The sequence below is a fragment of the Pantoea sp. CTOTU50773 genome, from assembly GCF_032082325.1.
In the GTDB taxonomy this organism is placed as follows: Bacteria; Pseudomonadota; Gammaproteobacteria; order Enterobacterales; family Enterobacteriaceae; genus Pantoea; species Pantoea communis.
This window is the reverse complement of the sequence record NZ_DAMDQC010000149.1, coordinates 1-10,604: the sequence shown is the minus strand read 5'-3', so window position 1 is coordinate 10,604 and position 10,604 is coordinate 1. Positions and strand designations below refer to the sequence as shown.

The window sequence follows — 10,604 nt, the reverse complement described above, 5'->3', positions numbered from 1 at the left end:
GGGTATGTTAGGCGTTGCCGTTCCCGGACTTATCGCCTCATTATTCAATGGTTCAGGACATATCAACGCCGCGCTTGGGCTCGTTATGTTGCTACAGGGATTGGGAGCCTCACTCAGCCCGGCATTGGCTGGTGCCATAGTCAGCCACACCTCATGGAGCTTTGCCTATCTTGTTTTGGCAGGCATTGCGCTTTGCGCCGTTTTCATATGGATAATATTCAGCAAGCATGTGTTTAAATCACTTTAGCCTGAACAAAAAACGTTGTTGGGAATAATATGATGGCGATTGATTGACATAGCGCATGAATCACACGTATTACTCACGCTGATAAAAATCCCAAAAAACATCCCTGGCGCTCATTTTCATCCTGAATATCCTTTTCAGGCATAAAATTTTACTTTAGCCATCAATGTTTCGCCCCTTAACGTAGCGCCAGAAACGTTCCGCCGTCAGGTTTAAACGCGCGCCAGATCGATAAACATAAGCCGATATCTTCAGCGAAAGGCTGTGATCCATGATCGCCAGCCTTCTCTCCTCCAACTCGCGCTGAATCGAGTAATCTGGCAGCCAGCCAACGGCATCGCCTTTGAGGATCATTCTCTTTAACAACTCACTCATCGAAGAGACAAAGGTCAGGATAAAGGTGGTGTTAGGTATGCGATCAATCACCTGATTGACCTGACGCCCCATATAACTGTCATTGGCATACTTGACCAGCGGCAGTGTGTCGCCATTGATGGAGAAAATCGGCTTACCGTGCTGGTCACAGGGTGAAACCAGGTGCAGCGCGGAATCGAAAATTTTGTGATTGATAAACGGATAATTCATCAGCTCTTCATTATAAAAGGACAGGATGAAATCACTTTTCCCCTCTTTCAGGTTAAATACGGCGTCGTTGACGTTAATCGATTCAACAAAGAAAACTTTATCAGGGCTGTCACGGTAATCCGCCAGTATATCGGGCAGCAGCAGGACGGAAAGCGAAGGCGCCGCATCGATACGGATACTCTGCTTAAGCTTATCTTCACCCTTAATTCGGCTGATCTGGAAGTCCATATCGTCGAGCATGTTCCTGGCATAGCCGACAAATATCCTGCCCTGCGGCGTCAACTGTGGCGGGTTCACTTCACGATTAAAGACGCTGAAACCCAGGTTCGATTCGAGTGCCTGAATCCTTCTGCTAAACGAGGATTGCGAAATATTTCGTCTTTCTGCCGCAAGCGTAAAGCTGCGGCATTCTTCTAATGCAATCACATCATAGAACCACTTCACTTCGAGGTTACTTAGCACGTCTTTTCTCCAATTGCAGCCCCCAATTCTATGCATTTTTTACATGACAAATGATTTATATGCAATTTCTGCATCAAAAAGCCAGTGCTACTATCCATCCCTTACTCGGGTCGGCCCTTGCCGCCTCGCCAATCATCCAATGAGTCAGGGTATTTTATGAGCGCAATTAAATCTGTCATGCAACATCTCTCAAGCCTTGGCATCAACGATGTCAGCGAGATTGTTTACAACCCGAGTTACGAATTGCTGTTCGAGCATGAAACGTCAGCCGAGCTTAAAGGCCCGGCGCGCGGAATATTGACGACGTCTGGTGCGGTTACCGTTGATACCGGCGAATTCACTGGCCGTTCTCCACGCGATAAGTACATCGTTCGTGACGATGTGACGCGAGATACCCTTTGGTGGTCCGATGCTGGCCTGGGGCGCAACGATAATAAACCGATGTCCACTGAAGTATGGGCACACCTGAAATCGCTGGTAGCCGATCACTTATCTGAGAAAGCGCTGTATATCGTGGATGCCTGGTGTGGTGCCAGCGCGGATACCCGTCTGGCCGTGCGTTTTGTCACTGAGGTGGCCTGGCAGGCGCACTTTGTCAAAAACATGTTTATCGCCCCGACCGCCGAAGAACTGGCAAGCTTTAACCCGGACTTCACGGTGATTAATGGCGCCGGTTGCGTCAATCCGCAGTGGCAGGAGCAAGGGTTAAACTCGGAGAACTTTGTTGCCTTCAACCTGACAGAGAATATCCAGCTGATTGGCGGGACCTGGTACGGCGGCGAAATGAAAAAAGGGATGTTCTCAGTGATGAACTACCTGCTGCCGCTGAAGGGTATTGCGTCAATGCACTGCTCAGCGAACCGTGGCGAAAAAGACGACGTGGCGCTGTTCTTTGGCCTTTCCGGCACCGGTAAAACCACACTGTCGACCGATCCGCGTCGCCAGCTGATTGGTGATGATGAGCACGGCTGGGATGCTGACGGCGTATTCAATTTTGAAGGCGGCTGCTATGCCAAGACCATCAATCTGAAAGCGGAATCTGAACCGGAAATTTATGGTGCTATCCGCCGTAATGCGCTGCTGGAAAACGTTGTCGTTCGTGAAGATGGCAGCGTGGATTATGCCGATGGCAGCAAAACCGAGAACACACGCGTCTCTTATCCACTGTCGCACATCGAGAATATCGTGCAGCCGGTGTCTCGCGCGGGTCACCCTTCACGCATTATCTTCCTTGCTGCGGACGGATTTGGCGTGCTCCCTCCGGTTTCACGTTTGACGCCAGAGCAGATGCAGTATCACTTCCTTTCTGGCTTCACCTCCAAGCTGGCGGGCACCGAGCGCGGCATTACCGCTCCGACGCCAACGTTCTCAGCTTGCTACGGAGCGGCTTTCCTGATGCTGCATCCAACGCAGTATGCTGATGTGCTGCAGGAAAAGGTCGCACAAAGCGGTGCTGAAGTGTGGCTGGTGAATACCGGCTGGAACGGTGCAGGCCAACGTTTGTCGCTGAAAGATACGCGCCAGATCGTCAACGCCATCCTCGAAGGGGAAACTGGCGCAATGCGTGAAGAAACACTGCCGATCTTTGGCCTCGCCATTCCGCAGGAGATTGCTGGCGTCGATGTAAACACTCTCGATCCGCGCAACGGTTGGGCATCACCGGCAGAATGGCAGGAAGCGGCCGAGAAACTGGCGCAGCTTTTTATCAATAATTTCAAGCAGTACAGTAATAACGAGGCTGGTGCGCGTATTGCGCAGGCGGGTCCGCAATTGTAATTGATGGCATATAAGATGGATGTCATACAGTGGCACTCTGTCGCCGCCAGTGAGGCGCTAAAAGCTGACTGAACTGACGCTGCCCCGCGTAAAATCGCCGGGCAGCGTTATTGATTAATAGAGCAGAAAGAATCCAGGCACAGTTAGCCTGACGTATTCAGTGCTTATGCTGATTTATAACGAGCTTCTAACTTGTCTAAAAAGCCAAATAGCACTTCATTCATCTCGCTGTAGTCATGTGCACGAAGTTCTTCTGGCGTGTTAACAAAGCGGTATTCAGCTGCACGGCTCAGGTCATTCTCAGTATGCGCGATCAGCATTTCCACTACCTCTAGCGTCAGTTCCATATGGCACTGGAAACCATAAACGCGATCGGAATAGGCAACGATCTGGCGCGGGCAACCTTGGCTATAAGCAATGATTTTTGCCTCTGCCGTTAATCCCGGCATGTCGTTGTGCCAGTGCCCTACTTCCAGCGTGCTGGCAAAGTGAGAGAACATCTCATCCTTGCTACCCTCTTCCGTCAGTGTGATTGGGAATTTACCAATCTCTTTTTCAGGGCTATGTGCGAACGGTGCGCCAAGCGCTTCACCAATCAGTTGTGATCCCAGGCAAATACCGATAACGGCTTTACCGGTTTGAACCGCCGAAGCAATCAACGCCTGTTCACCTTTCGCATTAAAGTGCGGGCATTCAGCTAATGTGGTGGAGGGATCTTGTGGCCCTCCCATCACAATCAGAAAATCGATACCTTCCGCGTCTCCTGGCAACTTATCACCGGCGTAAACCCGCGAGTAAGACACATCATGGCCGTGATTAATGGCCCATGTTTCGTAGGCGCCGGGTGCCTCAAAATCTTCATGTACGATGAAATGTACGCGCATTGCAGAGAACTCCATGAGTAATGTACTGGCCTGTTCAGACCTTATTGGTAGCCTGAATCTGACGCTGCTGTGACAGAATCCCGGCCAGGGATTTTGCGATTAATTCAGTTTCGGGTGCATCAAGCTCAGAGACGGTGATCCGTAACCCTGAACGCGTGCTGTTCAGCATGAATCCTTCTCCGCCGCGAACCAGCCAACCCCGTTGCGCCATTTGCATTACCGTTGCCGCACTGTTGTGCGCTAAAGGAACCCACACGTTTAAGCCGTCGTGATGTTTTGAAACGGTGACGCCGTGCTGTTTCAACGCGCTGACCAGCAATTCTCGTTGGCCCAAATAGCGCCTGCGTGCGGCCAGAATGGATTGCTGAAAGTCAGGCGAACGCATATGGCCCGCAGCCATATCTTGCAAAATATGGCTGACCCAGTTTGTCCCGGCATTCAGGCGTTGACGCAGACGCTGTGAAGTTTCTTCATCACTGGCAACAAAGGCCATGCGCATATCAGGACCAAGAAACTTGGACAGGGAGCGGATGAGCACCCAGTTACGGGTATTTGCCGGAACAATGTGGTGATAATCCTGTGTTGAGAGCAGAGAAAAGTGGTCATCCACAATCACCAGTACCTGCGGATAACTTGCCAGCAAAGTACGTATGCCCTCTGCCCTGCCAGCGCTCAGGCCAAAGCCGGTTGGATTGTGGGCGCGAGGGGTAATGATCACCGCCTGGACGCCCGCAGAAAGCTGACGTGATAGTGCCTCAATCTGCATTCCTTCCGTATCCATTGCTACAGGCGCAGCCTGCAGACGATTGTGCCGCAAGGTGCTGATGCTACTCAGGAAGCAGGGGTCTTCAACCGCCACGCGATCGCCTGCAATCAGGTAACTGGCAAGCACCCTCTCAACCGCATCAACCGCACCGTTGGTCAAATTTAATTCAAAGGGAACATCGAGATCGGGTTGTAGCCATTCGAGACCCGCCGCCTCAAGTTCAGGGCGGATTTCCGGTTCGCCGTACAAACCCGGTGTATTTTGAATATGCGTAACAAGTTGGTTAACAGAGGGAAGAACCGAAGATGCAGGATTGCCACTGGCGAGATCGCGTATCGCCAGGCCCGGTGCGCTGCCTTCAATATCAATCGTCGCGATCGGTTCACGCACAATGGTGCCGTTTCTGCCTCTGGACAGCACAAAACCTGCATCCGTGAGGCGCTTATAGGCCAGAGCAACCGTGTTGCGATTAATGCCCAACTCACCGGCTAAATCACGTAGTGTAGGAAGCATCGTGCCGGGCGCGAGTTCACCGGACTGAATCTTTGCGCGAATCTGATCGAAAATATCACCCGCTGTTTTTCCGTTTATCTTCATTGATCTGGTACAAATGAAAGTTTAGCCTAGGTCAATGTTAATTGACTGCTGAGCGCTTGTCTATACGCCATGAAAAACACCGAAATCAAAACCTTAAATCCTGACACTCAGCCCCGTCACGACATGCATAATCGTTGGCCGCGCGCAGAGAGTGTGCAGGATTTCATCGACAATTTGGCCGCCGTGCAATCCCGAATCGATGCAGCTTGCCTGCGCGCGGGGCGTGATGTATCCGACGTTCGCCTGCTACCCGTCAGTAAAACCATGGATGAAAACCATATCCGTCTGGCGCATCAAGCCGGATGTAAGTTGCTGGGTGAAAACAAAGTGCAGGAAGCATGGGGGAAATCGCAGGCCATGTCAGATCTCACTGACTTGAAATGGTCTGTGATTGGTCATCTTCAGTCCAACAAAGCCAAACTGGTTGCCAGATTTGCCAGTGAATTTCAAGCTCTGGACTCACTCAACACGGCAGTGATACTGGATCGGCGTTTACAGCTTGAAGGCCGCACGCTGGAGGTGTTTGTGCAGGTGAATACCTCTGCTGAACCGAGCAAATATGGTTTGGTTCCTGAACAGGTGGCGAACTTCATGGCGCACCTAAGTCCGCTCAAGAATCTGCATATTAAGGGGCTGATGACATTGGCAGAATTCAGCTCAGATGCCGATCGTGTGCGGGCCTGCTTTATCCGTTTGAGGAAACTGCGCGATGGACTTGCTGATGTGTATGGCCATTTGCAGCTGTCGATGGGGATGTCGGGTGATTTCGAAATCGCTATCGAAGAAGGCGCCGATGTTGTGCGCGTAGGTCAGGCCATTTTTGGTACCCGATCGCTCCCAGATGATCACTTCTGGCCAACAGGAAACTAAGGCAATGATCACGACACACCGCCTCAGCGTGTACCTCAATAACAACCTGGTCGGTAATCTTGACTGTGAAAGTCATCAGGCCGATGCACTTATCACAAAAATTCAGAGCGCACTATCTGCCGAAGAGGGATGGTCTACTGTCAGATGGGTTTCGGATCAGGAAAAACGTATTCTTGAGAGTAGCCCTACGGGTATCAAACTTATAAGCAGTGAAAAGCTTTACCGCCAGGCATAAATCTATCGCGACAGTCGACACGCAGTGCCTTCAAGCAACGTGGTAATGTCGACGTCGAACTGTTTTCTGCTTTAAGGAAGCCAACATGACCACCTTCCATCAACTTACCGCCACCAGCCTGAGCGGCCAGCTTATCTCAATGGCGGATTACGCTGGCAAACTGGTTTTGGTGGTGAACACCGCCAGCCATTGCGGCTTCACGCCACAGTACGCAGGCCTTGAAACGCTTTATAGGAAGTATGCCGCCCAGGGGCTGATGGTGCTGGGGTTCCCTTGCAATCAGTTCGGTAAGCAGGAGCCCGGTGATGCCGACGCGATCTCGCAAACCTGCCACATTAACTACGGTGTAAGCTTCCCGATGTTCGAGAAGGTGGAGGTCAACGGAGCGGCTACGCATCCGGTGTTTAGTTATCTGAAAAACGAATTACCCGGCGTGCTGGGCGGTAGGATCAAGTGGAACTTCACTAAATTCCTCATCGGACGCGACGGCAAACCGATTAAGCGTTTTGCACCGTTCACCACGCCAGAGAAAATGGAATCTGCGATTATAGCTGCACTTGAATCTAATCATTCCTGAGCGTCATTCGCGCTGAAAGATGCCATCTTTAATAGTTGCGATCTTTCCATGGCGGACTTTAGAAACGTTAGTGCGCTGGGTATTGAGATTCGTAGCTGTATGGCACAAGGTGCCGATTTTCGCGGTGCCAGTTTCATGAACATGATTACAACCCGTACCTGGTTCTGCAGTGCATACATCACCAAAACAAACCTCAGCTACGCCAATTTATCCAAGGTGGTATTAGAGAAGTGCGAGCTATGGGATAACCGCTGGATTGGTACTCATATTCTGGGCGCAACATTCAGTGGTTCAGATCTCTCAGGCGGTGAGTTTTCTTCATTTGACTGGCCTTCCGCCAATTTCACTTATTGCGATCTGACTAACTCGGAGCTAGGTGAAATCGATGTGCGTGAAGTTGATATGCAGGGCGTGAAGCTGGACAACTACCAGGCCTCATTAATATTGCAGCATCTTGGCATCTCGGTTGTTAATTAATAAGCTGCATGTTAACCACTCATTTTAAATTTATCACATTGCTTGAGTGAATGAATACGGACTGCCAGTAAACAACATATTATGGCAATACCGCTAGTCATCAGCACAAGGTCGATTGTCTGGCATGGTCGACCAAATACTATTCACCCCATCGTGTTGCCTTCACTCCTGTCACGGAATGAAGGCGCAGTGACGATGCCTAGGGGCCTGTGAGCTTAACCAGCATCAGTGAGTCCGTCTTGCCCACTGAGAACGCCCGTCCTTACGTCTCAAATCTTCGCGATTACTTATATACGTCAGCCTAAAAAAGCCGCTAAATCGGGGTTTCTCCCGGCAAATTGTAAATTTATGTCTATGCTGTATCAGGATCATGAGCTTTTGCTGGGTTCACTATGACGTTTTACTGTTTGTTTATAACTAGATATCAATCAAAAGTAATTGATTTTTAAGGGAATGGGAATGCTTAGTTTAAGACGTAAAAAGGTTAAACCGATGCGGTTGAAGGACGTGACAATCATTGATGATGCTCGTCTCAAGAAGGCGATTACCGCCGCCGCTCTGGGTAATGCCATGGAGTGGTTCGATTTTGGGGTATACGGCTATGTCGCAGCCGTTTTAGGCAAAGTTTTTTTCCCGGGTGCCTCGCCTGGCATTCAGATCATCGCCGCTTTGGGCACATTCTCGGTTCCGTTCATCATTCGTCCGCTAGGGGGAATGTTCTTTGGCGTATTGGGTGATAAATACGGCCGTCAGAAGATTCTGGCCATCACCATCATATTGATGACCTTCAGCACCTTCAGTATCGGACTTATTCCTTCCTATGCCACCATCGGCTTCTGGGCGCCGGTCTTGCTGCTGATTGCAAAAATGGTTCAGGGATTCTCGGTGGGAGGCGAATATACCGGTGCTTCAATCTTTGTGGCGGAATACTCACCCGATCGTAAACGCGGATTTTTAGGCAGTTGGCTTGATTTTGGTTCGCTGGTTGGCTTCGTCTGTGGCGCCGGTGTGGTTGTGCTGCTCACCACGATCCTGGGCCAGGAAACCTTCAATGACTGGGGCTGGCGCATCCCCTTCTTTATGGCGTTGCCATTAGGTTTAGTCGGCCTTTACCTGCGTCATGCGCTCGAAGAGACCCCAGCATTCCAGAAACATGTGGATTCACTGGAAGAAGGTTCCAAGCAAGGTTTGAGTGAAGGCCCCTCTGTTCCTTTCAAAGAGATTGCACGCAAACACTGGCGAAATCTGATCTCCTGCATCGGCATCGTTATCACCACCAACGTGGCTTATTACATGCTGCTGACTTATGTGCCGAGTTACCTGACCCACAATCTGCACTATTCAGAAGACCGTGGCGTTTTAATCATTGTCGTTATCATGCTGGCGATGCTGTTTGTGCAACCGGTGATGGGATTACTCAGTGATAAATTTGGACGTCGTCCGTTTATCATTATTGGTAGCGTGGCAATGGTGCTGTTATCCATTCCCTCCTTTATGCTGATTACTCATCACAGTTTAGTCGCACTCTTTTTCGGATTGTTGATTCAGGCGGTCATACTCAACTGTCTGATTGGCGTGATGGCCTCGACCCTGCCCGCGTTATTCCCGACAGAAGTGCGTTACAGCGCGTTGGCCAGCACCTATAACATCTCCATTTTGGTTGCGGGTATTACCCCTACCCTTACCGCCTGGTTAGTGGAAGTGACAGGCAACCTTTATATGCCGGCATGGTATCTGATGGTAGTGGGTGCGATCGGTGTGGTGACCGGTTTTACCGTGAGGGAAACCGCTAACAAACCGCTCTATGGTGACACCCCAGCTGCCTCCTCGCTTGAAGAAGCCAAAGAGTTGCTGCAGGAGCATCATGATGGCATTGAGCAGCGCATCGAGGATATTGATGAACAAATTGAGGAGTTGAAAAATAAACGCCGCAATTTAGTTGCTCAGCACCCCGAAATCACGCAATAAATAACAGCCGCTGCCTCAGGGCAGCGGATTCCCCCCTCAATCGCTCTTCCTGACACAAAAGACTTATTATCGTCTATACTTCCAGTGAGTTGGTTTATTCACTATTTTTAATTAAAACTCGATAATGATGAAATTGTTTTCATCAGAATCAATGATGGGTATTAAATTAATTTCATTATTAGCGAATAGATAGTTAGCAGATAACCGGATAGACAACGGTTACTGAATATGTAATTTACCTGACAATGATATATTGTCAGCTGAGAATGAGGGAAAATAATGCCATCGATATTTGATGAGTTATCTGACGCCCCTTCATGGGTGCCTGCTGTGTTACTTGTCACCCTTTCGCTTGTCGCGGGATTTCTGGCTCGATTTTTACTTCTTAGGTTTATACGTTACTGGCAGGATCGCGACAGGAAATTATTCAAATCACTTGAGAAGCATCTTCGTGGTTCAATGTTTCTATTTATTCCACTGATGTTAATCAACGTCGGAGCCGAGTATGTAAATATTCACCCCGATTCGCTTTCGTTCATTACCCCCACGCTGAATGTTTTCATAATATTGTCATTGTGCTCGATTTTAATAAGATTGACCAACGTCGCGCAGGACATGCTATTTATTCGCTATGATATTAATCTGTCAAACAACCTGCGCGCCAGGAAGATTCGCACCCAGATCATTTATGTCAAAAAGGTCGCGATTGTCCTCCTTGTATCATTCTGCCTTTCTCTAATTCTTATCAGCATTCCCGGCGTGAGAAAATTCGGCACCACTATCCTCGCCGGAGCTGGGGTGGCCGGCATCATTATCGGTTTTGCATTGCAGAAATCACTGGTTAATTTGTTTGCTGGCATTCAGATCGCTTTCACACAACCGATCAAAATTGATGATGCGGTTGTGGTTGAAAATGAATGGGGTTGGATTGAGGAGATCAACCTGACCTATGTTGTAGTGCGTATCTGGGACCTGCGCCGACTGGTGCTGCCAATTACCTACTTTACCGAGAACGCCTTCCAGAACTGGACGCGCAATAATGCCCAAATATTGGGTTCAGTATTTCTATATCTTGATTACTCGATGCCACTCGAACCGCTGCGTCAGCATTTTGAAGAAGTCTTGAGTGAAACCAAACTTTGGGATCAACAAACGCAACTGCT

Annotated in this window: 9 protein-coding genes and 2 pseudogenes; 8 read left to right on the top strand and 3 right to left on the bottom strand. The window is 49.6% G+C overall.

Annotation, left to right across the window (positions count from 1 at the left end; translation table 11 throughout):
* Positions 1–247 (top strand): annotated as a pseudogene (locus RT340_RS18670) (MFS transporter); the annotation flags it as partial.
* A 153-nt stretch (positions 248–400) separates the two neighbouring features.
* Here RT340_RS18670 and RT340_RS18665 read toward each other — a convergent pair.
* Positions 401–1,291, bottom strand: a complete 891-nt coding sequence (locus tag RT340_RS18665; RefSeq protein ID WP_097118762.1) for a LysR family transcriptional regulator — start codon at positions 1,289–1,291, stop codon at positions 401–403.
* 156 nt (positions 1,292–1,447) lie between these two features.
* Here RT340_RS18665 and pckA point away from each other — a divergent pair, with 156 nt between their 5' ends.
* Complete coding sequence (gene pckA / locus RT340_RS18660) at positions 1,448–3,067, top strand: phosphoenolpyruvate carboxykinase (ATP) (protein ID WP_211728681.1); 1,620 nt, start codon at positions 1,448–1,450, stop codon at positions 3,065–3,067.
* Positions 3,068–3,231: 164 nt separating this feature from the next.
* Here pckA and RT340_RS18655 read toward each other — a convergent pair whose 3' ends face one another.
* Both RT340_RS18655 and ptsJ read right to left on the bottom strand, forming a co-directional pair.
* The gene (locus RT340_RS18655) at positions 3,232–3,951 is read right to left on the bottom strand and encodes a type 1 glutamine amidotransferase (RefSeq protein ID WP_211728682.1); all 720 of its coding nucleotides are present in this window, start codon (positions 3,949–3,951) and stop codon (positions 3,232–3,234) included.
* Positions 3,952–3,985: 34 nt separating this feature from the next.
* Positions 3,986–5,314: a transcriptional regulator PtsJ gene (gene ptsJ, locus RT340_RS18650; protein ID WP_211728683.1), complete on the bottom strand. Its 1,329-nt coding sequence runs from the start codon at positions 5,312–5,314 to the stop codon at positions 3,986–3,988.
* A gap of 123 nt (positions 5,315–5,437) precedes the next feature.
* Between ptsJ and RT340_RS18645 the strand changes: the two genes are divergently transcribed.
* The 6 genes and pseudogenes from RT340_RS18645 to RT340_RS18620 form a co-directional block, all read left to right on the top strand.
* A complete protein-coding gene (locus RT340_RS18645) occupies positions 5,438–6,184 on the top strand; it encodes a YggS family pyridoxal phosphate-dependent enzyme (protein WP_313377464.1) in 747 nt (248 codons plus the stop codon).
* Between the two features lie 4 nt (positions 6,185–6,188).
* Positions 6,189–6,419 (top strand): cytoplasmic protein, encoded by a 231-nt coding sequence (locus RT340_RS18640; protein ID WP_101749444.1) that lies wholly within the window; start codon positions 6,189–6,191, stop codon positions 6,417–6,419.
* A gap of 85 nt (positions 6,420–6,504) precedes the next feature.
* Positions 6,505–6,996, top strand: a complete 492-nt coding sequence (locus RT340_RS18635) for a glutathione peroxidase (protein ID WP_211728685.1) — start codon at positions 6,505–6,507, stop codon at positions 6,994–6,996.
* A gap of 12 nt (positions 6,997–7,008) precedes the next feature.
* Positions 7,009–7,473 (top strand): annotated as a pseudogene (locus RT340_RS18630) (Qnr family pentapeptide repeat protein); the annotation flags it as partial.
* A gap of 459 nt (positions 7,474–7,932) precedes the next feature.
* Entirely contained in the window at positions 7,933–9,441 is a 1,509-nt protein-coding gene (gene proP, locus RT340_RS18625; protein WP_160834133.1) for a glycine betaine/L-proline transporter ProP, read from the top strand.
* Between the two features lie 279 nt (positions 9,442–9,720).
* On the top strand, positions 9,721–10,604 hold an 884-nt coding region (locus tag RT340_RS18620; RefSeq protein ID WP_313377463.1), incomplete at its 3' end, for a mechanosensitive ion channel domain-containing protein.